Source organism: Novosphingobium profundi (genome assembly GCF_018491765.1).
Lineage (GTDB): Bacteria > Pseudomonadota > Alphaproteobacteria > Sphingomonadales > Sphingomonadaceae > Novosphingobium > Novosphingobium profundi.
The window spans coordinates 108,122-130,833 of the sequence record NZ_JABWCU010000017.1; the positions used below are offsets into that span (position 1 = coordinate 108,122).

The window sequence follows — 22,712 nt, forward strand, 5'->3', positions numbered from 1 at the left end:
TTCGCGATTCCATCATCATTACCAGCCTTTATTCAAAAATATGTCAGTCACCAGTAAATACTTGCAAGTGCTGGTTAACGGGTTATGACCAATCGCAACGGAATTCATACCGGCGTTGAAGGAGCGCGACACTCCCCAACGCTTCAGCGTAAATTCAGATGGCTGCGACACATATAGATATGCAGGCCCCATGGAACGATGCCATGCCGGGTCCGACGAACGCGGTCGGGCGCGGGTATCTGCGATGTGCACGCCGAATCCGGGATCGGCCACCCATTGGAATGCCGGTTCCGCAATTTAATATTGAGTAGGATCAATCCTTTAGTTAGTTTGACAAATTCAAGGATAAATAGGTATAATTCATACTATATCAGTTCTTGAATTCGGGAGGACGCCGAAATGCCCAGTTGAAGGCATTTCAGCATGTTACGGAGATTTCGGTTGGCCACGATAGATATAGACAGCTGGCGATCCTTTGTTTTTCCAAACAATGTTCGCGAATTGCGCAAGGCACAAGGACTGGCTTCCTTGCTGCAACTTTCAGAACGTCTCCCCAAGCTGACTTATATCCGCCTGTCCAAGATCGAGCGCGGCGAAGTCTTCGCGCGGACCAAGGAACTGAAAGACATCGCCCAGGCCCTCGACGTCGATGCGCAGGACCTGCTCGTCGACATCGATGCCCCCGGCTTCGACATCGCCGAATGGGCCACGCGCATCGTGGGTCCGGAACCTGTCAATCCCAAGTCCGATCGCATGGCCGTGCTGATCGCCGCAGCTGTTCGCGCCCGCCGTGCCGCCGACCACGACCTCACCATCGCAGCGATCGAGGAACGCTACGGCATTGCGCCCGTCATCCTCTCGCGCATCGAGAACGCGCAAAAGCCGTTCGAGCGCTGGAACGAGGACGTGCGCCAAGGTGTGCGCCAATTGCTGGGCACGGACGACGATGCGGCAACCTATCAGTTCGCGGACAATGCCTTTGCCACGGGCACTTTCGACACAATTCTCCCGCAGATCGCCACTCCGGCGCTGCGCATCGAAAAAACGCGCGAGCGTGTCGCAGCGCTGCGCACCGAATTGTCGCGGGTGCTCACGCCCGTGGGAGCGGCCCAGGGGCTGGAGGAAAGCGCCCCTTCACAAGAACTTGCGGGCGCCGCGTCTGACGGCGAAACCGCCGGTGCACCGCCGCCGCCGCGTAGCGGCATGCCGCGCCTTGTTCCCATCTTCGGCTCTCCGCTGCCCGACGGACTGATCGCCCTTCATCCGACGGGAGCCTTCGTCGAGGCCCCGACCTCGGCCGGTTCGCGCGCCTACGGTTTGCGCATCTGCCGCCCGACTCTGGGCCCCGGAATGCCCGGACGCGCGACCCTGATCGTCGATCCCGATCGTTTTCCCGCCGCCGGAGGGCTCGGCATCATCGAGCAGGCGGACGGATCGCTGCGCGCCGTCTCGATCACCGTGGACCGCCAGGGCCGCACGATCGGATTTGGACAACTGCCCGACTACGAAGTCGTCATCGACGAGCTCGACCCCGAACGTGTTGCCAGCGTGGTTGCCGCCATCTTCGAATGAGTAAAAAGGGAGGAGATCTGCCCGCTCCGCAGGGCCAGCTTCCTATAATACGAGACAGGATCTATCTAAATAATCGGTTGTCTCAACGATGCGCACGCGAAACAGAGCCCCGGCGACTTGGAGCGCGATGCCCGTTCAGCAATCGGCAAGGTCCTGTTGCGAGCACGCCGAACGCGCGCGTCTAGGCTATCCCACGGCGCTCGACGAACTGCGCAAGACGTTGGAGCGCCTGCGTGACGGTTCGCCGAAAGTAGGATGCACGACGCTTCTCCTGCTCGACCTCCACAAATTCAAGCGCATCAATCGCATCTATGGTCACGCCTCCGGAAGCGCTCTGCACACACGGATCGCCAAGCGCCTTGCGCATGTCTGTGGCTCGGTGCCGATGTTCCAGTTGGGCAGCGACGAATTCGCCTTCCTTCACAGCGGCGCGCACAGCTGCACGCCCGAAGAACTTGCCGGGGCGCTCCTGGCTGCGGTCGACATCCCCATCAAGGTGAAGGGCAACGCGATCCGACTGAGCGCCGCGATCGGCCTTGCCAGCCACCGCGACGTCGATGGCACCGTCGAGCAGTTCCTCGACCTCGCCTCGATCGCCCTTTCGCAGGCGCGCAAGGGCGCAGGCGGCAAAAGTGCCTACCACGCGATCGACGCGAGCCAGTCCCCGCGTCTCGACTACCTTCTGGCCTGCGAGTTGCCCGATGCCCTGCGCAATGGCGATGTACACCCCTACTACCAGCCCATCGTCTCTCTGGCACACAACACGGTGACCGGCTACGAGGCCCTCGCACGCTGGCAGCACCCCGAACACGGACTGCTGCTGCCAGACACGTTCCTGCCCATCGCCGAAGAGCTGGGCCTGATGGACGAACTCCTGCTGACAATGGTCGAGCAGTCCTGCCGCGACATGCAGTCGCTTCCAGGGCCCGTGAACGTCGCCATGAATCTCAGCCCGCACCAGCTCGACGGCGAATCCATCGTCGCGCGCCTCCTCGCCGTGATCGACGCCAGCGGGATCGCCTCTCGGATGATCACGCTGGAGGTGACCGAGGACAAGCGCACTGAAGACTCCGAAGCGACGCGCCGCTCGATCGATGCCCTGCGCAGCGCCGGCATCAAGATCGCGCTCGACGACTTCGGCAGCGGCTATGCAAATCTGCAGCGCCTCGCCCAGTTCCCTCCCGACAGCCTCAAGATCGATCGCGCCCTCACCCGGGCCTGCGACAGCGACATGGGGAAGAGGCTGCTGACCTCGGTGATCGAACTGGGCCACCGGCTGCACCTGCCGATCATCGCCGAGGGCATCGAGACGCCCGCCCAGGCGCGCTGCCTCACCGACATGGGCTGCGACTATGCGCAAGGCTTCCTGTTCGGCCACCCCCAACCTTGCGACAAGCTGCTGGAAACACCTGATTTCTCATCCAATGGCTAACCTCCGGCCGCGCCTTCGGCGCGGCCGTCAGGGCGACAAGCAAGCGCACACGAAAACACAAAGAGAACGGCGCGGAAAAGTTGCCCTTTCCGCGCCGTTCTCTTTGTGTGCCTGTCGGGTGGCTCAATACTCGGTGTTGACCGAGATCGGCGTCGTAAGCTCGCGACCAGCCATGCTGCCGCCCGCGCTGTAGATGATGGCGCGCGCGCCCGTGAGGCGCATCGCCTCCAGTGTGATCGCGTCCATCATGTCGCGCGAGAGTTCCATCTGGCGCTGGAGCACGTCGGCGTTGGCCTTGGCCGCGTCGCGCAAGTCCGCGACCTGCTCGAAGAGCGCGTCGCATTCCTCCTGCTCGAGTTCCATCACCCAATCGGGATTGACCCGATCGCGCCGCGTCACCTCGGCATCGAGCGAGGCGACCAGCCGCGCCTTGGCCGCGCCGAGAGAGGCCAGGTCGCGTACCCGCTCGCGCTCGCGCAGACCGTCGGTTTCCTTGCGCATGACCGAGGCTAGCGCTTCCATCAGGGCCGTTACTTCGTCACGCATTGCCCGCACCTCCCTGGAGCCGGATGATCTGCGCCTCAACCGCCGGCGCGATGCCAAGGCCACTGCCCTTGGCGATCTGGTTGCCGATCTGCTCGGCGAGGATGCCCTTGAACATCTCCTCGCCATGACCGCCCGAGAAGCTGTCGTCCTGCTCGACGGTTTCCATGAGGATCTTGGTGATCTGCCCGGCGAAGACGCCTTCGAACTCTTGCGCGACTGCGGCGGGGCTCTTCTGGGTGGAGGGCACGACCTGGCGAGCAGGCATCGAATCAAGCGGGGAAATGGCCATGGTTACTGCACCGTGATTTCGGCCTGCAGGGCACCTGCGCTTTGCAGCGCCTGCAGGATGGTGATGAGATCGCGCGGGCTGACGCCGAGCGCGTTGAGACCGGAAACCAGCGAACGCAGGGACGTGCCCTGGGTCAGCATCGCCAGCGAGGCGCCGTTGCCGTCGTTGGCCTGGATGCGCGTGCGCGGCAGCGTCGTGGTCTGTCCGTTGGAGAGCGGATTGGGCTGCGAGGCTACCGGGGTCTCGGTCACGCTGATGGTGAGGCCGCCTTGCGCGATCGCGACCGGGCTCACGCGCACGTCGGCGCCCATCACGACCGTGCCGGCCGCCTCGTTGATGACGATGCGCGCGGGCTGGTCGACCGCGACGGTCAGGTTCTCGATGCGGGTGACGAGGTCGATCACCGAGCCCGATGAGGGCGTCAGTTCGACAGTCGCCGGATCGAGCACGACGGCCGAACCGGGCGCCTCCCGGTTGATCGTCGTCGCCACGCGCTTCGCGGTGGTGAAGTCGGGGTTCTTGAGTGCGAGCTTGAGGCTCGTTGCGCTGGCAAGCGCATAGGGCACTTCGCGCTCAATGATGGCCCCCCCGGCTATCCGGGCCGTTGTCATCACGCCCCGGCTGAGGCTGGCGGCCGCGCCGGTCGCCTTGAAGCCCGACACCGCCACGGGACCTTGCGCAACGGCGTAGATCTCACCGTCCAGCGCGCGTAGCGAGGAGACGAGCAGGATGCCGCCCTGCAGGCTGGTCGCATCGCCCAATGCCGAGACCTGCACGTCCATCGTCGAGCCCGCACGCGCAAACGGCGGCATCGTCGCGGTGACGGTGACGGCGGCAACGTTCTGGGTGCGCATCTGCGTGCCGCGGATGTTCACCCCCATGCGCTCGAGCATCGACTGCAACGTCTCTTCGGTGAAGGGCACGTTACGTACGCGGTCGCCGGTCCCCTGCAGACCGACGACGAGACCGTAGCCGACCAGCTGGTTCGAGCGCACGTTCTCGACATCGACGATGTCCTTGATGCGCGGCTGAGGTTGCGCCTGCGCCAGGGCCGGCGAGGCGAACGGCGAAAACGCGCCCGTCACCGGCCCGAGCGCCAGCGCCAGGGCGAGCGCCCGGCTCGGACGGCGGGCAGGAAACCTGGGTTTGAAAGCCATTTGCATTACTGTCCTTATAGGATGGGCAGGCGGCACGGGAGGGCCCTCGCCCTCACCTTTTTGCCGTCACGTCTTGCGGCGTTTCGAAAGCCGCATCACGTAGCCGATGATCTCGGCGACGGCGGCGTAGTGCTCGACCGGGATCGGCCGATCGATGTCGACGCTGGCGTAGAGTGCACGCGCAAGCGGCGGGCTCTCGACGATCGGTACATTGGCCTCGGTCGCGATCTCGCGGATGCGCATGGCGATCGCGTCGACGCCCTTGGCGACCACCACCGGGGCGGCCATCGTGCCATGTTCATAGCGCAGGGCGACCGAGTAGTGCGTCGGGTTGGTGACGATGACGCTGGCGGTGGGCACGGCCGCCATCATGCGCCGGCGTGCACGCTCCATGCGGATCTGGCGGATGCGCGCCTTGATCTTGGGATCGCCCTCGCTCTGCTTGTACTCGTCCTTGATCTCCTGGAGCGTCATGCGCATGCGCTTCATGAAGGCCCGGCGCTGGTAGACGAAATCGAAGATCACCAGGGTCAGGACCACGAAGACCACCGCGCGCACCGCCTCGAAAGCCAGTGTGACCGCCGCCGAGCCCACCGCCGCCGGCGTATAGCCGACGATCTGGTCTAGGCCGGAGAGCCGGGGGCGCAGCACGAGAAAGACGGCAAGGCCGATGGCGCTGAACTTGGCGAGCGTCTTGGCGAACTCGACCAGCGCGCGCATGCCGAACAGACGCTTCAGGCCGGCAAACGGGTTGAGCTTGGACCAGCGCGGCGAAATGCGCGACCAGCTGAGGGTCGGGCGGCCCTGGAGCAGGCCGGTCCCGATCGCACAGAGCATGAGCAGCGCGAGCACCGGCCACAAGGCCATTGCCCAGGCCAGCATCACGCCCGCAATCATGCCTTGCGCGGTGTCGGTCGTCATCGGGTAGCCGTCGGCCCCGCCCCACAGTCGGGTGAAGAGCGTGAGAAACGCCGAACAGGCGCTCGCGCCGAGCCAGCCGGTGACGACCAGAACGCCCAGCATCATCGTGCCGTGGCGGACTTCGGCGGCCATGGCGACGTCGCCGCGCTTGCGCGCATCCTCGAGCCGCTTGTCGGTTGGTTCCTCGGTTTTCTGGTCGGAATCGGTATCCGCCATGAGGCTAGCTCCCCCAGCCCGAATTCATGAAATCGGCCATGGCCGCGGCGAAAGTCGTCAGGATCGTGCCGACGCAGGCGCCGAGCACAGCGAGGCCCAGCAGGAGATTGAGCGGCTGGGTGATGAAGAAGACCTGGATCGAGGGCGCCACGCGCGCGGCCAGCCCCAGGCCGATGTTGAACAGCGCGCCGTAGAGGATCAAAGGCGCGGCCAGGCTGAGCCCGAGCCCCATGGCCTGACCGGTGACGTGAACGGCTAGGTCGGCGAAGTCGCCCGCCGGCGGCAGTCCGCCGACCGGAAACACATCGTAGGAATGGATGATCGAGGCGATCCACAAGTGGTGCACGCCCAGCCCCATGCAAACAAGGAGTGCGGCCATGCCCAGCAGGCGTGCCAGCAGCGGCGTCTGCCCACCAAGCGAGGGATCGAAGACCAGCGCCGAGGCCAGACCGACCTGCTGCGTGGCCAGCGCACCCGCGATCGCGATCGCGCTGAACAACAGCTTGACGATCGTGCCCAGCGCAAGGCCCACCAGCATTTCGGAAATCACCAGCATCGGCAGGTTCGCACCATCGCCCGCCAGCCCCGCAACGCGCGGCTCAAGAAGGCCGTAGAGGCCTGCGGTAAAGCCGAGCGCCATCAGCAGGCGGATCTGGGGCGGCACCGATTCGTCCGAGAAGGCCGGAAGAAGCATGAGCACCGCCCCGATCCGCACGAACAGCAAGAGAAAGCTCGTGGCGTCGATCGGCAGGGCCTGGAGGAGCGCGCTGTCCACTTGCGTCAGCCCGCGATGATCGCGTCGGCAATGCGGTCCATGAACGTGGCCAGCGAATGGCCGATCATGGGCAGGCTGACGAGCAGCACCGCGCCGATGATGATGATCTTGGGCACGAAAGTCAGGGTCATTTCCTGGACCTGGGTCAGGGCCTGCAGGAGGCCGATCGCCACGCCCACGATGAGCGCAGCAACCAGCATCGGGCCCGCGATCGTGAGCACCAGCACCAGTGCGGCGCGGGCGATTTCAATGGCGTCATGTGGATCCATCGCTGTACCTCCCGCGAGCCGGCCCGCCCGTCCTCAGACCTGCATCCGCATGATTTCGGAATAGGCGCTGACCACGCGGTCACGCACCGAGACAACCGTGTCGAGCGCGGTTTCGGCAGCGCCCATGGCGGTCACGACGTCGATCAGGTCGCCCTTGCCCGCGACCTGGCGCGCGCTTGCGGCTTCGGCGCTGCGCAGCGAACCCGCCGCGTCGGTGACCATGCCCTGGACCAGCGAGGCGAAGCTGCCGCTCGCCTGCTCCGAACCGAGCGCCGAATTGGCGGACGTGGTGGGCTCGAGCGAGGAGGCAACCTGCATTGCACGGCCATAGGCGCTGGTGGCATCGAGAGTACCGATAGTCATCTTTGGCTAGTCCTTACTTGAGCAGGTCGATCGTGCGCGTGGTCATGCCGCGCGCGGATTCGATGGCGTTGAGATTGGCTTCGTACGAACGCTGTGCCGCCTTCATGTCCGCGACCTCGATCAGCGGATTGACATTGGGCTGGGCGACGTAGCCCTCGGCGTCAGCCGCCGGGCTGCCGGGCTGATAGACGCGGCCGAAGGCGGAAGTGTCGTTCTCGATCGAGGAGACCGAAACCCCGGTCGCGCCGGTGGAGCGGTCGAGCTCCTGGGTGAAGGTCGCGATCTTGCGGCGATAGGGGTCGCTCGTGGAGGAGGTCGCGACCGAGTCCGCGTTCGCCAGGTTCTCGGCGATGACGCGCATGCGCAGCGACTGGGCGCGCAGCCCGGACGCCGAGACATCGATAGAATTCTGCAGTTCCATGCGGAAGTTTCCCTGCTGCCGTCATTGGCAGTCTCACTATAGGCATTTTTTGCCTAGCTCCGGACTCTTCCTATATAATATTTCCTATAACGAGCCCGAAAGGAGACGCACATGTCCGTCCTCGAAGGCATACCCATCGACCTCTCGATCGTCCTGGGCTCGACCAGCCTGCCCATCCGCCAGGTGCTCAAGATGGGCCGCGGCGCGATGATCCCGCTCGACAGCCACCACGAAGATCCCACCCGCGTCTACGTCAACGACGAGCTGGTCGCGGAAGGCCGGATCCAGGTGAACGGCGAACTCATGTCGCTCGAAATCACCCGCGTCCTCCAGCGCGAGCCCTGAGCGATGGACTTTCTTTCCATCCTGCGCACGCTGGGCGCGCTCCTTTTCGTCCTGGGCCTGCTTGTCGGCGGTCTCTGGGCGGTCCGGCGTTATGAACTGCGCATCCCATCGGAGATCCTGCCCAAGCTCGCGGGAAGCCTCGGGCGTCCGGTCCGCGAACGCCGCCTCGAACTCGTCGAGCGTCTCGCGATCGATACGCGCCGCTCGCTGGTTCTGGTGCGCCAGGACGGACTGGAATTTAGCCTCGTCATGGGGCCCGAAGGCCTGGTTCAGCTCGATCCCGCCAAGGGCCTCCCCGTTCCCTCTCCGGTCGCTAGTGACCCATCCGCCGCACCTGCCGGCGACAAGGAGGCAAACCTTGCCTAGTTCCTTCAAGCGTCCCTCGCTCGCGCTTCTCGCGGGCCTCGCCACTGGAAGCGCTCTGCTCCTGGTTCCGGACGCCGCCCTGGCACAGGCCGCTTCGGCCGCCGGCGCGCTGGGCGAAGGCTCGGTCTCGGGCCGGGTGATCCAGCTCGTCCTGATGATGACGGTGCTCAGCCTCGCGCCGGGCATCCTGATGACGATCACCTCGTTCACGCGCATCGTCGTCTCGCTCTCGCTTTTGCGTTCGGGCCTCGGCGTCCAGGGCGTGCCGCCCAACCCGGTGGTGATCAGCCTTGCCATGTTCCTGAGCTTCTTCGTGATGGCGCCGACCTTCAACGCAGCCTGGGACCAGGCGATCGTGCCCTACAACGCCGGGCAGATCGACGAAGGCACCGCGATCGAACGCGCCAGCGCCCCGTTCAAGAAGTTCATGCTCGGCCAGGTGCGCGAGGGCGACCTGGAGCTTTTCGTGTCGCTGTCGAACAAGGCCCCCAAAACCCGCGCCGAAGTCCCGATGACGACGCTGATGCCCGCCTTCATGATCTCCGAACTGCGCCGCGCCTTCGAGATCGGCTTCCTCCTGCTCCTCCCGTTCCTGGTAATCGACCTCGCGGTTGCCGCCGTGCTCATGGCAATGGGCATGATGATGCTGCCACCCGCGACGATTTCGCTGCCGATGAAGATCATCTTCTTCGTCCTCGTCGATGGCTGGGCGCTGGTGGCGGGCTCGCTGATCCGAAGTTTCGGGGCGGCCGGCTAAGCCGGCACCCAGCTTTACCGACATACGAAAAGGGCCGCCCGGAGCGTATCCGGAGCGGCCCTTTTCGCGATCAAAGGACGCAGCCTCAGACCGGCCCAACCCGCGCGATCATCGCCTTGCGCACGGTGCCCTTGCCGTAGACCTCGACTGCCGCATCGACGAGCAGCGCGCGCAACGCGACGAGATCGGGAAGCTGCCCGTCAGGCCCGGCCGCGAGCGGACGGCGATAGGCGCGCATGTTGACCGCGTTGAGGAAGAACGGCAGGCGCGCCTGCACGTCTGCCACGCTGTCCGCCGCGACTTCGAGCTGGCTATCGATCGTCACGTAGCCCGCCAAGCGACCGTCCCTGGAGACAAGCGGGACCAGCAGGGTATCCACCGGAACATAGCCACTGGCCGCGGCATGCTTGAGCTTGCCCTCGAAGAGATCGGGGAAGAACCGAAGCGCTGCGTAGGCCCCGCCGGCACCGACGGGAAGTCCGATGAGAAGGAGGGCGACCCCGATCCCGATGCGTTTGATCACGTTTCTATGTCCTCACTCGTCGATGCGCGCCGAGGCGATCAGAAGGAAAAGCTGGGATCACGCGGGAACGCGGATTTCTCGGCGTCCACGATGATCGTGATCCGGCGGTTCTCGGGGCGACCGGGATCGTCGGGATAGACCGGGTCGGTAGCGCCCTTGGCGACGATCTGCGAGAAACGGTCCAGCGAAAGCCCTGCCCCCACCATTGCGGTGCGCGCGGCCAGCGCCCGGTCGGCCGAAAGCTGCCAGTTGCTGGCGCTCTGCCCGCCCACGCCGTCGGTATGCCCCTCGATCGCGATCTGCCCCCCGGTGCTGCCAAGGTCTTGGGCGATCCGGGTGAGCATCGTGCGCGCGAAACCGTTGAGACGCGCCGTTCCGCCTTCGAACATCGAACGCGCAGGCGTATCGAAGAGATGGATGCGCAACCCGTCGGGGCGCGCCTCGACCTGGTAGTTGGGCGCGGCATCGCGCGGATCGTCGGGCTTCTCGAGCGCAAGGCGCATTTCCTGCGCCATCACGCGCAGCGCGGCCTCGGGAACCCGCGCCTCACCGCCGCGCGCCACGCCCTCGGCGCCCGCCTCGCTGGCCGGCTGGCCCTTGGGCTTGGCGTCGTCGGACTGCGCCTTGCGGCTGTGCCCACCCTGCCCTGGCTGCGAACCGGGCTGGTTGCTCTGCGACTTGGGCACGGCCGTCGCGTCCGAAACCGGCGTGAAGTAGTCGGCAAGGCCGCGAAGGCGCTCCTTGTCCGGGTTCGACATCAACCAGAGCAGCATGAAGAAGGCCATCATGGCGGTCACGAAGTCGGCATAGGCCACCTTCCATGCGCCGCCATGCGGTGCGGCATGACCCGCCTTGCGCACCTTGCGAATGACAATGGGGCGATCCGAGGACATGACCTGTTACGTATCCTTACCTTGCTTCAGCCCACGACGGCGCGGAGGCGTTCCTGCATGACCTGCAGGCGAACCTGCCCCAGCGAATGGCCGAAGTCCTGGCCTTCGGCGAGACGGTGGAGAAGCGCCGCGCTCTCGTCCACGTGCTGGGCGATGAGGTCGAACGACTGGAGCTGATCGACGTAGTCCAGCACGAAGCGCTCGTCGGCGATGATCACGCCGGCCAGCTCCTCGAGCAATCCGCACACGAGGCGCATTTCTTGCGCGATCGCGGTCATCAACCGGTCACGCGGTGTATCATCAAGAGCAGTCGACATTTCGGTCTCCGTCATCAAAACAATTCGAGTTCGCCGGAGCTTTCGGCTTCCACGACAGGCTTGACAGGTGCCACGGGGGGCAGCGGAACATCGCGCACGAGCGAGGATCGCACCCGCCCTTCGTAGGGCATGAACTCGACTTTGCGCGCTTGCGTGCCGCCAAGCTCGCAGCGGTCCAGCACGATCCCTTCGGTCTGAAGGAACTTGCGCGCGAACAGCCCGTTGCGCTGGCCGATGTCCCCAAGGTTGGCGACGATGCTGGCCCCGCCGTAGAGGTGGGCCCGCAGGCGCGAGCGCTGGGCGCCACGCTTCATCAGGCCGTTGATCAAGAGCTCCATCGCGTGGATGCCGTAGCGCGTCATCTCGGCCTTGGGCACGGGGTTGTCGTCCCCAGGCTCTCCCAGGAGGAAGTGGTTCATGCCCCCCAACTTCGCCACCGGGTCGTGCAGGCACGCGGCCACGCACGAACCCAGCAGCGTGGAGATGACCAGCCCTGGCTCACCGGCGACATGGTGTTCGCCCTGGACAATGGGAACGCGGGCCATGGCCTTAGGTCAGCTCACCAAAGACGCGCTCGATCTTTTCCTTCAGCGCGGCGGGCGCGAAAGGCTTGACCACGTAGTTGTTGACCCCGAGCGCCGCCGCCTTCTGGACGACTTCCTTGTCGGCCGAGCCGGTGAGCATGATGAACACCGTCTTGCCGATGGTGCCATCGGCGCGGACGGCCTCGAGGAACTGAAGGCCATCCATGTCGGGCATGTTGTAGTCCGAGATGATCAGGTGGACACGGTCCGCCTTGACGGCCGGCAATGCCTCCACCGCCGAGGGCTTGTCCCGGATGTCCTTGAAGCCCAGATCCTGCAGCGCACGACGGATCATCGCGCGCATACTCGTCTGGTCGTCGACCACCATTACCTTAATTGCAGACGCTGCCGGCATTATACCGCTCCATTTACCGCCGGCATGCCGCGAGGATAGCCTCGGGCATGGCGGACAAATTGATCTCTTTCTCGACCGCGCCGAGTTCGAAGGCCGCTCGCGGCATGCCGTAGACCACGCAAGTCTCCTTGGTCTGGCCGAACGTCAGGGCACCCGCATCGCGCATCTCCTTGAGGCCCGCCGCGCCGTCCGAACCCATCCCGGTGAGGATGACACCGATCGCGCGCGACCCCAGAGCCGCCACCGAGGAGAACAGCACGTCGACCGAAGGCCGGTGCCCGCTCACGGGATCGGCGGCCACGAGCCGGATGGTGTTCCCGCTCGCCCCGGTCAGCTTCATGTGCCGTTCGCCGCCCGGCGCGATGTAGACGGTGCCGGGGGCCAGGTTCATCCCGTCCTCGGCCTCGACCACCCGGACCCCGGTCTCGCGGTCGAGACGGGCCGCGAAGCCCGTCGTGAACACCGCCGGCATGTGCTGGACGACCAGCACCGGAGGGCAGTTCGCGGGCAGCCCGCCGATCAGCGAGAACAGCGCCTCGACACCTCCGGTCGACGCACCGACCGCGATGATCATGTCGCGCATCGGACCCGAAGGCTTCTCGACGCGCTGCACCACCGGTTGCGGGCGGCTCGTGGTCGCGCGCACCGAAGAGCGCGCGGCCATCTTGACCTTCTTGCGCAGGAGCGCACCGTCCTGGGCGATCTCCAGCGGGTTGCCCGAAGGCTTGGCAATGCAGTCCACCGCGCCCAGGCGCAGCGCCTCGATGGTGGCCTCCGCCCCCCGCGCGGTCAGTGTCGAGCACATGACCACGGGCATCGGGCGAAGACGCATGATCCGCTCGAGAAACGAGAGGCCGTCCATCCCGGGCATCTCCACGTCGAGCGTGACGACATCGGGATTGAGCGCCTTGATCATCTCGCGCGCGGCGTGCGGTTCGGGCGCCATGCCCACGACCTCGATCTCGGGGTCCTGGCTCAGCAATTTGTTGAGCAGCGCGCGCATCGCCGCGCTGTCGTCGACGATGACGACCCTTGCGGTACGCTCGGTCATGCCCGGCCCTCCCCGGTGTGCTGGTAGATCGTCTGGCCGACCGCCTTCATGCGCCGGGTGACCGGGCCGATCAGGCGTTCGGAATGGCCGATGTAGAGGAAGCCGCCGGGGACCAGCATGTCCACGAGACGCTCTTCCAGTTCGGCTTTCGCTTCGTCGTTGAAATAGATCATCACGTTCCGGCAGAAGATGGCATCGTACTTCTGGCGCATCGGCCAGGCGTCGAAGAGGTTGAGCACGCGCGGCGTCACCAGCTTGCGCAGGAGATCGGTGACGACCCGCTGTTCGCTGCCCACCGGCATCGTCCAGATCTTGCGATAGCCCTCGGGGATCGAAGCGCAGGTCGCATCCGCGTAGATACCCTGGGCCACGGCATCGACCACGTGCGGGGCGATGTCGGTGGCGAGGAGGCGGATGTCGCCCTGGCTGAGCCACGAGGCCGTCGGACGGCTCTGGCCCGCCAGCGTCATCGCGATCGTGTACACTTCCTCACCCGACGAGCACCCGGCCGACCAGATGCGCACCTTCTCGCCGCGCCGCACCTTGTCGCGCAATTCGGGCGCGACATGTGAGCGCAAGTGGTCGAAATGGTGCGCTTCGCGGAAGAAGTGCGTGTGGTTGGTGGTGAGCGCCACCACCATCGAGCGGCGCTCGACGGGGTCGCGCTTCACCAGGGCAAGATAGTCGGTGAAGGAGGTCAGGCCCTTGTCGCGCAACCGCCGGTTGAGGCGGGAGTGGACGAGGGTCATCTTCGCTTCGCTCAGGTGGATGCGGGCATCCGACTGCATGATCGCCGCGATTTCGCGGAAATGGTTGGGATGCAGCTCGGCCTGGCCGGAAAGGGCACCGCCACCAGCCGCACCCACCGCCTGTTCCGCGTGGGCCTGTTTCACGCGACGAGCTCCGGAAGCTGGCGTGCCAGACCGAGCGCGTCGAGCTCGAGCAGCAGGCACATCGCCTCGTCCTGTCCGGCCTCGGTGGTGCGCCGCTCGATCTTGACGAGCCCGGCGATCGCGCTGGCGTCATTGACCTCGGCGTCGGGCGCGGGCTGGATCTCGTCGGGATTGATCGAGACGATGTCGACCACCTCGTCGACCAGGAACCCAGCATGGCGGCTGCCGATCGCGACAACCAGCACGCACGAGCGCGAGTGCAGCTCGCTCGGCTCCCAGCCCAGGCGCTCGGACAGGCCGACGATGGGGATGACCGAGCCGCGCAAGTTGGCGACGCCCTTGACGAAGCTGGGGACGCTGGGGAGCGGCGTGGGATCTTCCCACTCGCGGATCTCGAGCAGCGAGCTCATCTCGATGCCGAAAAGCTGCTTCCTCAGGGTGAACGTGACAATCTTGCGCTCGGCAATCGCCTTGGCGCCCTCTTCCGTGCTCATGCTGCCATTCCTTTCACTGCATACTTTCCGCCAACGCCGTTCGCGCTGACCAGGGCATCGATATCGAGGATGAGGGCAATCGCGCCGTCACCCAGGATGGTGGCGCCACCCAGCCCGCGGATCGGGTGGAGGTTGTCCTCGAGGCTCTTGATCACGACCTCGCGGCGGTTATCGATCGTGTCGACCATCAGGCCGACATGGCCGGAGGATTCGTTCTCGACGATGATGACGAGCGATTCCTCGGGCGGGCGGCTCGAGCCCATCCCGAACATCTCGCCCACGCGGCGCACCGGCAGGTACTTGCCGCGAAGCTCGATGACCTCGGTGCTCGGCGAGGTCGCCTGGACCTGGCCGGGTTCGGGCTGGACGGTCTCGATGACGTTCGTCAGCGGCAGCACGAAGCGCTGCTCGGCCAGGCGCACGATCATGCCGTCGAGGATCGCCAGCGTGAGCGGCAGGGCCATCGTGAAGGTCGTGCCTTCGCCGGGAACCGATGTGATCTCGAGACGACCGCCCAGGGCTTCGACGTTGGAGCGGACCACGTCCATGCCCACGCCGCGACCCGAGATGTTCGAAATCGTCTCGGCGGTCGAGAAGCCCGGCGCGCAGATCAGCGCGTCGATTTCCTCGTCGCTGAGCGAGGCCTCGGCCGGGACGATGCCGCGCTCGACCGCCTTGGCCAGCACGCGCGCCCGGTTGATGCCGCGCCCGTCGTCGCGGATGCGCACGATGATGCGCGCGCCCTTCTGCTCGGCCGAGAGGTAGATCGTGCCTTCCTCGGGCTTGCCCGCGGCGAGACGTTCCTCGGCGCTTTCGATGCCGTGGTCGACCGCGTTGCGGATCATGTGCGTCAAGGGATCGCCGATCTTCTCGATCACGCCCTTGTCGACTTCGGTGGTCTCGCCGGTGGTCTCGAGGATCACCTTCTTGCCCGTCTCGGCCATGAGGTCGCGCAGCATGCGGGGCACGCGCGAGAAGGCCTGGCGGATCGGCTGCGCGCGCAGCGACATGACGTTGTCCTGGATCTGGCGCGTCAGGCGCGAGAGCTCGGGCAGTTCGACACGTTCCTGGTCGGCAGGCGAGAGGCGATCGGAGAGGATCGAGCCGCGGATGACGAGCTCGCCGACGAGGTTGAGCAGCTGGTCGAGCTTGCTCAGATCGACGCGGATCGTCTGCCCGCTCTCACCGCCGCCCTGCGCCTTGGCCTTGGCCGCGGGCTTGGCCGCCTCGCTGCCTTTGGGCAGATCGAGCGCCACGACCGTCGGCGATGCCTCGGCAGGTGCCGCGATGGTCTCGAGCGCCACCGGCTCGGCCGCGCCGAGCGTCGGCAGGTCGAAGGGCAGCACGTCGGCGCTGGGCACGACGACCGCCTCTTCCTTCTCGATGTCGACCTTGGAATCGGGCGCTACGAAGTCGAAGCAGTCGCGAATGTCCTGTTCCTCGACACTCGCGGGAAGTGCGAGATCCCAGACCAGGTAGCTTTCCTCGGGGTCGAGTTCGGCCAGGGAAGGCAGCTTTTCGCGATCGACGCCGGTGATCCGGGCCCCCATCGATTCGAGCTCGCGCACGACCAGCAGCGGTTCGCTGCCATTGGCCATCGCGCCGCGCGAGGGTGCGAAGCGGACCATCCAGCCCGCGGGCTCGGGAGCCGGAACAAGATCATCGATTGCAACGGCGACCGGCTCAAAGCCGAACGGGTCGAAATCCTCGACTTGCGCGGCAACGGGCACGAAGCCGAATTCATCGCTCGCAGGCTCGGGAGCCGGTGCGGGTGCGGCCGGTGCCGGCGCGGCGCCTGCCGAGGGCCCCTCGAGGATCATGTCGAGGCGGTGCAGCATGTCGTCATCGGCCGGCGGTTCGGAACCGCTCTGTGCCGCCGCGACGTGGTCCGAAAGGATGTCGAAGGCGTTGAGCAGCACCTGGCAGATGTCGTCGGTGGGCTCGATGCGCCCTGCCCGGACACCGTCGAGAACGTTCTCGAAGCGATGCGAAAAGCCGAGCAGCGCGTTGTGCCCGAAAGCCCCCGAGCCACCCTTGATCGAGTGAACCGCACGGAACACGCCCGCAATGACGTCGGGCGAAACGTCGCCGCTGGCCATCGCCGACAGGCCTTCCTCGGCCACCGCCAATCCTTCGGAGCACTCTTCGAAGAAGATGCCCTGGATTTCGTCGAATTCGTCGCTCATGGGCACACGCGGCGGATGGCCGCCCCCAGCTTGTCGGCGTCGAACGGCTTGGTGATCCAGCCGGTCGCACCGGCCTCGCGCGCGCGGGCCTTCTTCTCATCGGAGAATTCGGTCGACAGGACCAGGATCGGCGTTGCCTTGAATTCGGCCTCGCCGCGCAAGGCCTCGATCAGCTCGAAGCCGTCCATCTTGGGCATGTTGATGTCGGTGATCAGCAGGTCGGGCTTGACCTCGCGCATGCGCTCGAGGCCGTGCGCGCCATCATTGGCGGACTCGATCCGGAATCCCTGGGCACTCAGCGCAGTCTTGAGAAGCATTCGAATTGTCGCGGAATCGTCGACGGTCAGGATCAGTTTGCTCACGGGTGGATTTCCTCTTCAGGCAGTCCCAGGGCCGACGCCAAGCCACAGGCGTTGACGCGCTCGAGAAAGGCCGTGCTCGGATTCAGGATTTCAAAGGGCACGCCCGATGCTTGTGCATCGGCCCGTGCGGCGAGAAGGATTTGCAGGACGGCCTGGCCGATGGCCTCCACCTCGCTGGCGTCGATCCGGAAGCCATCCTCGTGGCCGGCGGATGCGAGAAGGCTGTCTCTCAGATCTTCCGCGGTCGCGGTGGATCCAATGGCGGGCAGGCAAAGCAACGGTTCGGCAACCGCCGCATCAGGCTGGATTGGCATTGAGTTGCTCCTTCACTTCATCCAGGGCCATTTCGAGTTCGGAAAACGTCGGTGCATAGGGCGAGGGCGTCATGCGCCGCGCCAGTTCGATGACGACTTCGATGGGCTGTTCCTGCGCGTATCCAACGATGGCCGTCTTCACGATGAGGTAGGGCTTGAAGTCGGAGTCGATGATCTGCTGGAGCTTCTGCGCGATCGGTCCGACCAGGCAGTAGGCGAGCAGAACGCCCAGGAAGGTGCCGACGAGCGCCCCCCCGATCATCGCGCCCAGGACTTCGGTGGGCTGGTCGATCGAGCTCATTGTCTTGATCACGCCAAGCACGGCCGCCACGATCCCCAGCGCCGGAAGGCCGTCGGCCATCACCTGCAGCGCGTGCTGGGGCTGCAGTTCCTCGGCGTGGTGGCGCTCGATGTCGCCTTCCATGGCTTCGGCCAGCTGGTGCGGATCCTCGAAGTTCACGGTCATCATGCGCAAGTAGTCGCAGATGAATTCGATCAGCCCCTTGTCCTGCACCAGCTTGGGGAAGCGCTTGAAGATGGGACTGTCGTCGGGCGCATCGATGTGCTTCTCGATACCGCTGCCGCCTTCCCGACGAAAGGTCAGGAGCAATTGGTAGAGCAGCGAGAGCAGGTCGCGAAAATCGGCCGAGGTCCACCGCCCGCCCTTGAAGACGCGCACGATCCCGACCCAGGTCTTCTTCGCGTTGGCCAGCGAATTGCTGACCAGGAACGCGCCTACCGCCGCGCCGGCAATCGCCATCATCTCATGCGGAAGCGCATGCAGGACAACCGCGATCTTGCCGCCCGACATCAGGAAGCTGCCGAAGACGCAAACGAGGATAATGGCCAAACCAATGGCGTTGAGCATGGGAATTGTCCGAAACAAGTGGAACGATGTCGTCGCTAAAGGAGCTTATAGAAAGAAGCGCGGAGGCCTCGGGCGAGGCTCGCGAGTTTTTTCGGCGAGACGGCAACGAGAGGCTCCGCACCTGTCTTCGCGCAACAAATGCCCCCTCACCGCCCGATTGCGGCAGCGCGATCTATAATAGGATGGCGAAACCTTTTACCGGGGAGCTTCCATGTCGATTAACGCCTACCGCCGCGCGCAGGAAATAGCCGCCACACCGCGCAGCAACGAATACCGGCTGATGAGCCAGATCACCGGCGAAATGATCGCCGCGCGTGACCAGAATCTCAAAGGCGGCGCCCTGATGCCCGTCCTTCACCGCAATCGGATCACCTGGAACACATTCGGAAATCTTTGTGCTTCCCCGGAAAACCAGCTTCCTGGAGATTTGCGGGCCGGGATCATCTCGCTGGCCCTGTGGGTCGACCGCCACACCTCACAGGTCATGGCAGGTGTGGAAAAGATCGACGACCTGATTTCGGTCAATCGGGCGATCATCGATGGACTGTCACGCGAAAACGGCGCGAGCCTCACGAAAGGCAACCATTTCAGTCCCGAAGCCGTATCTCCGGCCCTCACAGAATAACCCTAATCGCGCGTTAACAATCGTTTGAACAATTTCGCGGATCGGTTTACAAGATGTTCACTCCCCATATAGGAATAACACAAAGACCATGACCGATCGCACACTCTAGATGCTGGGACGATCCGGAAATCGTTCTGTTCCAGATTGGACCTCCCCGAGGCGCTTGCGCTCTACGGGAGAGACGCAAAGGGCCGGTGCGACGGCCGCCATCCTCTCGGCCCAGAGCTTGTGCATGCTCGCCTTGCTGGATTGCGCCCTTCGCACTTTCGCGTCGGTTTCACTTCCGCTTTCGGGTCAGTTGTTCCCGCCCCTGATCGCTGCCGGCTGCCTCCTCTTGGGTTGCGCGGTCTGGCAACGCGGTTTGCACGCCTGGACCCATCACCTCGTGCCGATGGCGCTGGTGTTCGGCGTCGGCCTGCTCGCCTTTGTCGACGCGCGTTTCGCGGTCTCGACCGGCGAACTGCAACAGGCCCTGCTGGACCGGACGCCTCTCCTGCCCAGCATCGCCACCGCCGGACGATCTGCGGCAGCTGCAATGATCGTACTCGCCTTGGCGACCCTCCTCCTCCACGCCCGCCCCCGCATCTGGCAACGCGCCGGTCTTGCCCTGGCGGGAACGGTGACCCTGGTCGCCGTGGCGACGCTCGCCGAAGGATTAGTGCACCCCTTCGAGGACGTCGAAGTCCTGGCCTGGCCCGCCCCAAGTTTCGCGGCAGCCGGCGGGCTGGCCCTGCTCGGCGTCGTAGCCCTGCTGCCAGGCAGTCGCACCCCCGTCATTCCCGCCTTGCAGGACTTCATCCTGTTCCCGGCCGCGACGCCAAGGACGATCCTGGCCTTGGGCAGCTGCCTGATCTGCGTTCTGGGCGCCGTCGTGATCTGGTTCGTGCCCGAACCGAGACTTCTGCCCCTGCCCGTACTTTACCTTTCCGTCTTTTTCACCGCGCTGGCCTGCGCGCTGGCCTGGCATTACCTTCACATCCACCCGGCACGTCAGTTCAGCCTGGCGACCAACAGCGTGCTCGAGACCTTGGCCGTCACGATCACCGATATCGAAGGCCGTATCCAATACTGGTCTACCGGGTGCGAAGCTCTCTACGGAATCCCGGCCAGCGCGGCGATTGGACGCAAGAAGCGCGAACTGACGGGCGCGAAGGGCGAGTTGGACGATGTCTGCCGCCGCATCCAGCAAGGCGAAATCGTCGAAACCGAGCTTACTGAATTCCATCATGACGGCTACGCGATGCACATTCGCGAACATTCGCAACTGCTCTATCGCGGCAATTCGCAATCGCCCGTTGCGCTGCTCACGATGACCGACATCAGTGCCGCACAGAGCGCCCGCATCGAACGGCCGAACCCCGGATTCAGTCTCGAACCCGGCGGGCCTCCTGTCCGCTTCGGCATCATCGAATGGTTCGCGGAGAGCGACAGTCTCTCGCTCCATGGCCCGATCGAACAGATCTTCGGATCACCGATCCCCAAGGTCCTCGAGGGCATGGCGCACTTGCGCGACGAACTCGAGCGGCGCACGGGTTTCACGTTGCCCCATTGCGACAATTGGGTGGATGGCCAGCATGATTTCGTGCTCGAGAGCAGCCCTTCGTTTCCCTATCGGACGCTCGCGGGAACCACACTCGTGCGCGGATCGCGGGCAAACGGCGACCTTCACGCCACGATCATCATCAAGGACACCACCGACCGACAGCGCAGTTTCCAGCAATTGCGCGCCCGCGAGGCCGAACTGCGCACCATCGCGGATACCGTTCCCGAAGCTTTCATCACGATGGACGCGCGTGGCCATGTGCGCAGCTTCTCGGGCACGGCCGAACGCCTGTTCGGCTATCCGGCGGCCGAAGTGGTGGGCAAGGACATCCGCCTCATCCTGCCCGATTATGGCCGGGACGCCGCGCGCAGCCCAGGCACGGGAACGGGAACGGGAACGGGAACGGCCAAGGGCCTTGCCGCGCCGCGCCGCGCCACGCGCGCGCGCGACCGCGCGGGCCAGGAGCTGCCCGTCGAACTCTCGGTCGGAACGGCAGAGATCGGCCATGAGAAGATTTCCATTGTCTTCATCCGCAACTTGCGCGAACGGCTCGCCGCGCAAGCCAGGATCGGCCAATTGCGCGAGCAGTTCGAACGCGTCTCGCGCGCCAGCGAGCTGGGAGAATTGAGCGCCATGCTCGCCCACGAACTCAACCAGCCGCTCAGCGCGTCGGCGAATTTCCTGAGCGCGATCAAGCTGCTTGCCGAACGGGACGGGCTTCCCGGCTCGATCCACGAACTGGCCGAACTGACCCATCGCGAGGTGCTGCGCGCCAGCGACATCGTCCAGGGCATCCGCCAGTTCATCACCGGGGGCGAGTTCACCTTCGAGGCCATCGCCATCGACGATCTTGTGCGCCTCGCGCCCCGCCCGAACATCTCCAGCCTCGATTTCCAGCTCGCAGCGGGGCCGCAGACGCGCGTCGAGGCCGATCCGACACAGATCGGGCAGGTCATCGTCAATCTTGTGACAAACGCCATCCAGGCGCGGCACTCGGGCCCCAATTCCCGCCACTGCATAACCATTTCCACCTTCCCACCCTGCGGAGGCTTCGTGCGCGTCCGGGTGGAGGACAATGGCCCCGGCTTTCCCCCGGGCTACGTCACGAATCCGATCGAACCCTTCCGTACCGAAAAGGAAAGCGGTATGGGGCTGGGATTGTCCTACTGCCGGCGCGTCATCGCGGCGCATGGCGGGGCTATGACGCTCACCAATCTTCCCGGAAGCGGTGCACGCGTCGAGTTCACCTTGCGCACCAGCCGATCGTCGGAAAGCTGCAAAATTAGAGAGAACGCGGCATGAGCGAGAGACTTGTCTACGTCGTCGATGACGACAAAGCGATCCGCGCCTCGCTCGAGGCCCTCATCCCCCTGCTCCATGCGTGCAGCATCGTCGAATTCGGCAGCGGCGAGGACTTCATTTCAAAGGCCGGCTCGCTCGAACCGGGCTGCCTGCTGCTCGACTTGTGCATGCCGGTGACCAGTGGACTTGACGTCCTGCGCTTCACGCAAGGCATGCCCGGTCAATTCGTCCCAGTCATGATGTCGGGCCGCGGCGAGATCGCCGACGCGGTCACCGCCATGAAGATGGGGGCCTTCGATTTCATCACGAAGGACCGGCAATTCCAGAACCTCGCCCCCGTCCTTGACCGCGCGTTCGAACATCTCGAAACCACGGGGTCGGTGCTGCGCGCGAAGGACAAGGCCGGATCGCTGCTGAAAACGCTGTCCCAGCGCGAGCGCGAAGTGCTCAACGCGCTCATCGACGGGCAGGGAAACAAGGGCATCGCCCATCGCCTGAACATCAGCCCGCGCACGGTCGAGGTGCACCGCGCGAAGATGATGGAGAAACTGGGTGCCCGCAATCTTCAGGAAGCGCTACGCATCGCCTTCGCCGGAGGGATGATCGTCAGTTGACGTGCCTGCGGATGCCGCGATCACGTGGCGATCCGTCCGGCTCCCCATCATTCAGGGCCACGCGCAAGGGATCGCCCCTCGCCGACAGCGCAATCCGGCACGGATCGCCCCAGGCCTGCTGAAATAGGAAGCTACCGCCATCCCAGCGCCTTGCCCTGGTGGCGACCTCGTAGTGCGCGCAAGGTTCGCCGTGACGACAGCGGATCGCGGCCGTGCTGCGGTGGGCGCAACCGATATTCACGTGCGCGCCTGGCCGCGCGTTGCGAGGTTGCGCAGATGCCTTGGCCGGACGGAGATTGACCGTTCGGCTCCCTTGCATGGCCACGAGCGTCCTCAGAACGACGGACTGCGCGAAGTGC

General features: G+C 65.0%; 28 protein-coding genes. 8 read left to right on the forward strand and 20 right to left on the reverse strand.

What is annotated here, in order from left to right; all coding sequences use genetic code 11:
* Nucleotides 1-528 precede the first annotated feature (528 nt).
* Both HT136_RS19350 and HT136_RS19355 read left to right on the forward strand, forming a co-directional pair.
* Nucleotides 529-1,572: a helix-turn-helix domain-containing protein gene (locus tag HT136_RS19350; protein WP_246543925.1), complete on the forward strand. Its 1,044-nt coding sequence runs from the start codon at nucleotides 529-531 to the stop codon at nucleotides 1,570-1,572.
* 127 nt (nucleotides 1,573-1,699) lie between these two features.
* Complete coding sequence (locus HT136_RS19355) at nucleotides 1,700-3,004, forward strand: putative bifunctional diguanylate cyclase/phosphodiesterase (protein ID WP_214201474.1); 1,305 nt, start codon at nucleotides 1,700-1,702, stop codon at nucleotides 3,002-3,004.
* Between the two features lie 123 nt (nucleotides 3,005-3,127).
* On the opposite strand, the gene HT136_RS19360 is transcribed toward HT136_RS19355, so the two are convergent.
* The 8 genes from HT136_RS19360 to flgC all read right to left on the reverse strand — a co-directional run bounded on the left by HT136_RS19360 (nucleotide 3,128) and on the right by flgC (nucleotide 7,961).
* Entirely contained in the window at nucleotides 3,128-3,550 is a 423-nt protein-coding gene (locus HT136_RS19360; protein ID WP_214201475.1) for a flagellar biosynthesis protein FlgN, read from the reverse strand.
* Nucleotides 3,543-3,839 (reverse strand): rod-binding protein, encoded by a 297-nt coding sequence (locus HT136_RS19365; RefSeq protein WP_214201476.1) that lies wholly within the window; start codon nucleotides 3,837-3,839, stop codon nucleotides 3,543-3,545. The genes HT136_RS19360 and HT136_RS19365 overlap by 8 nt, the downstream gene beginning before the upstream one ends.
* Nucleotides 3,840-3,841: 2 nt before the next feature.
* The gene (locus tag HT136_RS19370) at nucleotides 3,842-4,996 is read right to left on the reverse strand and encodes a flagellar basal body P-ring protein FlgI (protein WP_214201477.1); all 1,155 of its coding nucleotides are present in this window, start codon (nucleotides 4,994-4,996) and stop codon (nucleotides 3,842-3,844) included.
* Nucleotides 4,997-5,062: 66 nt separating this feature from the next.
* Nucleotides 5,063-6,133 carry a flagellar biosynthesis protein FlhB gene (gene flhB / locus HT136_RS19375; protein ID WP_214201478.1) on the reverse strand — a complete coding sequence of 357 codons (1,071 nt, stop codon included), beginning with the start codon at nucleotides 6,131-6,133 and terminating at the stop codon, nucleotides 5,063-5,065.
* A 4-nt stretch (nucleotides 6,134-6,137) separates the two neighbouring features.
* Nucleotides 6,138-6,908: a flagellar biosynthetic protein FliR gene (gene fliR, locus HT136_RS19380; protein ID WP_343222248.1), complete on the reverse strand. Its 771-nt coding sequence runs from the start codon at nucleotides 6,906-6,908 to the stop codon at nucleotides 6,138-6,140.
* Between the two features lie 5 nt (nucleotides 6,909-6,913).
* Nucleotides 6,914-7,177, reverse strand: coding sequence for a flagellar biosynthetic protein FliQ (locus tag HT136_RS19385; protein WP_214201479.1), 264 nt, complete (start codon nucleotides 7,175-7,177; stop codon nucleotides 6,914-6,916).
* Nucleotides 7,178-7,210: 33 nt separating this feature from the next.
* The gene (gene fliE / locus HT136_RS19390; protein ID WP_214201480.1) at nucleotides 7,211-7,540 is read right to left on the reverse strand and encodes a flagellar hook-basal body complex protein FliE; all 330 of its coding nucleotides are present in this window, start codon (nucleotides 7,538-7,540) and stop codon (nucleotides 7,211-7,213) included.
* A gap of 13 nt (nucleotides 7,541-7,553) precedes the next feature.
* Complete coding sequence (gene flgC / locus HT136_RS19395) at nucleotides 7,554-7,961, reverse strand: flagellar basal body rod protein FlgC (RefSeq protein WP_214201481.1); 408 nt, start codon at nucleotides 7,959-7,961, stop codon at nucleotides 7,554-7,556.
* Between the two features lie 111 nt (nucleotides 7,962-8,072).
* On the opposite strand from flgC, the gene HT136_RS19400 reads away from it, so the two are divergent.
* From HT136_RS19400 to fliP, 3 genes are read left to right on the forward strand one after another with little or no spacing between them, the layout of a single operon-like run.
* The gene (locus tag HT136_RS19400; RefSeq protein WP_214201482.1) at nucleotides 8,073-8,306 is read left to right on the forward strand and encodes a FliM/FliN family flagellar motor switch protein; all 234 of its coding nucleotides are present in this window, start codon (nucleotides 8,073-8,075) and stop codon (nucleotides 8,304-8,306) included.
* Between the two features lie 3 nt (nucleotides 8,307-8,309).
* Nucleotides 8,310-8,672: a flagellar biosynthetic protein FliO gene (locus tag HT136_RS19405; RefSeq protein WP_214201483.1), complete on the forward strand. Its 363-nt coding sequence runs from the start codon at nucleotides 8,310-8,312 to the stop codon at nucleotides 8,670-8,672.
* 55 nt (nucleotides 8,673-8,727) lie between these two features.
* The gene (gene fliP / locus HT136_RS19410; RefSeq protein ID WP_425516906.1) at nucleotides 8,728-9,429 is read left to right on the forward strand and encodes a flagellar type III secretion system pore protein FliP; all 702 of its coding nucleotides are present in this window, start codon (nucleotides 8,728-8,730) and stop codon (nucleotides 9,427-9,429) included.
* Between the two features lie 85 nt (nucleotides 9,430-9,514).
* On the opposite strand, the gene HT136_RS19415 is transcribed toward fliP, so the two are convergent.
* The 12 genes from HT136_RS19415 to motA are packed head-to-tail and all read right to left on the reverse strand — an operon-like array spanning nucleotide 9,515 to nucleotide 18,269.
* A complete protein-coding gene (locus tag HT136_RS19415; RefSeq protein WP_246543926.1) occupies nucleotides 9,515-9,952 on the reverse strand; it encodes a hypothetical protein in 438 nt (145 codons plus the stop codon).
* A gap of 38 nt (nucleotides 9,953-9,990) precedes the next feature.
* Complete coding sequence (locus HT136_RS19420; RefSeq protein WP_214201485.1) at nucleotides 9,991-10,845, reverse strand: flagellar motor protein MotB; 855 nt, start codon at nucleotides 10,843-10,845, stop codon at nucleotides 9,991-9,993.
* Nucleotides 10,846-10,871: 26 nt separating this feature from the next.
* Complete coding sequence (locus HT136_RS19425) at nucleotides 10,872-11,162, reverse strand: hypothetical protein (protein ID WP_214201486.1); 291 nt, start codon at nucleotides 11,160-11,162, stop codon at nucleotides 10,872-10,874.
* Between the two features lie 14 nt (nucleotides 11,163-11,176).
* Nucleotides 11,177-11,707, reverse strand: coding sequence for a chemotaxis protein CheD (locus tag HT136_RS19430; RefSeq protein WP_214201487.1), 531 nt, complete (start codon nucleotides 11,705-11,707; stop codon nucleotides 11,177-11,179).
* A gap of 4 nt (nucleotides 11,708-11,711) precedes the next feature.
* Nucleotides 11,712-12,101 (reverse strand): response regulator, encoded by a 390-nt coding sequence (locus tag HT136_RS19435; protein WP_214201488.1) that lies wholly within the window; start codon nucleotides 12,099-12,101, stop codon nucleotides 11,712-11,714.
* A 13-nt stretch (nucleotides 12,102-12,114) separates the two neighbouring features.
* Entirely contained in the window at nucleotides 12,115-13,152 is a 1,038-nt protein-coding gene (locus tag HT136_RS19440; protein WP_214201489.1) for a protein-glutamate methylesterase/protein-glutamine glutaminase, read from the reverse strand.
* On the reverse strand, nucleotides 13,149-14,045 hold the full coding sequence (locus HT136_RS19445) for a CheR family methyltransferase (protein WP_343222249.1): 897 nt from the start codon (nucleotides 14,043-14,045) through the stop codon (nucleotides 13,149-13,151). The genes HT136_RS19440 and HT136_RS19445 overlap by 4 nt, the downstream gene beginning before the upstream one ends.
* Complete coding sequence (locus tag HT136_RS19450) at nucleotides 14,042-14,539, reverse strand: chemotaxis protein CheW (RefSeq protein WP_214201490.1); 498 nt, start codon at nucleotides 14,537-14,539, stop codon at nucleotides 14,042-14,044. The genes HT136_RS19445 and HT136_RS19450 overlap by 4 nt, the downstream gene beginning before the upstream one ends.
* Nucleotides 14,536-16,725 carry a chemotaxis protein CheA gene (locus HT136_RS19455; protein ID WP_214201491.1) on the reverse strand — a complete coding sequence of 730 codons (2,190 nt, stop codon included), beginning with the start codon at nucleotides 16,723-16,725 and terminating at the stop codon, nucleotides 14,536-14,538. Before HT136_RS19455 ends, HT136_RS19450 begins: the two co-directional genes overlap by 4 nt.
* Nucleotides 16,722-17,087, reverse strand: coding sequence for a response regulator (locus tag HT136_RS19460; RefSeq protein ID WP_214201492.1), 366 nt, complete (start codon nucleotides 17,085-17,087; stop codon nucleotides 16,722-16,724). Before HT136_RS19460 ends, HT136_RS19455 begins: the two co-directional genes overlap by 4 nt.
* Nucleotides 17,084-17,401 (reverse strand): STAS domain-containing protein, encoded by a 318-nt coding sequence (locus HT136_RS19465; protein WP_214201493.1) that lies wholly within the window; start codon nucleotides 17,399-17,401, stop codon nucleotides 17,084-17,086. The genes HT136_RS19460 and HT136_RS19465 overlap by 4 nt, the downstream gene beginning before the upstream one ends.
* A complete protein-coding gene (motA, locus tag HT136_RS19470) occupies nucleotides 17,385-18,269 on the reverse strand; it encodes a flagellar motor stator protein MotA (protein ID WP_214201494.1) in 885 nt (294 codons plus the stop codon). Before motA ends, HT136_RS19465 begins: the two co-directional genes overlap by 17 nt.
* Nucleotides 18,270-18,480: 211 nt before the next feature.
* Here motA and flaF point away from each other — a divergent pair, with 211 nt between their 5' ends.
* The 3 genes from flaF (at nucleotide 18,481) to HT136_RS19485 (ending at nucleotide 22,353) form a co-directional block, all read left to right on the forward strand.
* The gene (flaF, locus tag HT136_RS19475; protein ID WP_214201495.1) at nucleotides 18,481-18,894 is read left to right on the forward strand and encodes a flagellar biosynthesis regulator FlaF; all 414 of its coding nucleotides are present in this window, start codon (nucleotides 18,481-18,483) and stop codon (nucleotides 18,892-18,894) included.
* Between the two features lie 361 nt (nucleotides 18,895-19,255).
* On the forward strand, nucleotides 19,256-21,739 hold the full coding sequence (locus HT136_RS19480) for a PAS domain S-box protein (protein ID WP_214201496.1): 2,484 nt from the start codon (nucleotides 19,256-19,258) through the stop codon (nucleotides 21,737-21,739).
* Complete coding sequence (locus HT136_RS19485; RefSeq protein ID WP_214201497.1) at nucleotides 21,736-22,353, forward strand: response regulator transcription factor; 618 nt, start codon at nucleotides 21,736-21,738, stop codon at nucleotides 22,351-22,353. Before HT136_RS19480 ends, HT136_RS19485 begins: the two co-directional genes overlap by 4 nt.
* The last annotated feature ends 359 nt before the right edge of the window (nucleotides 22,354-22,712 follow it).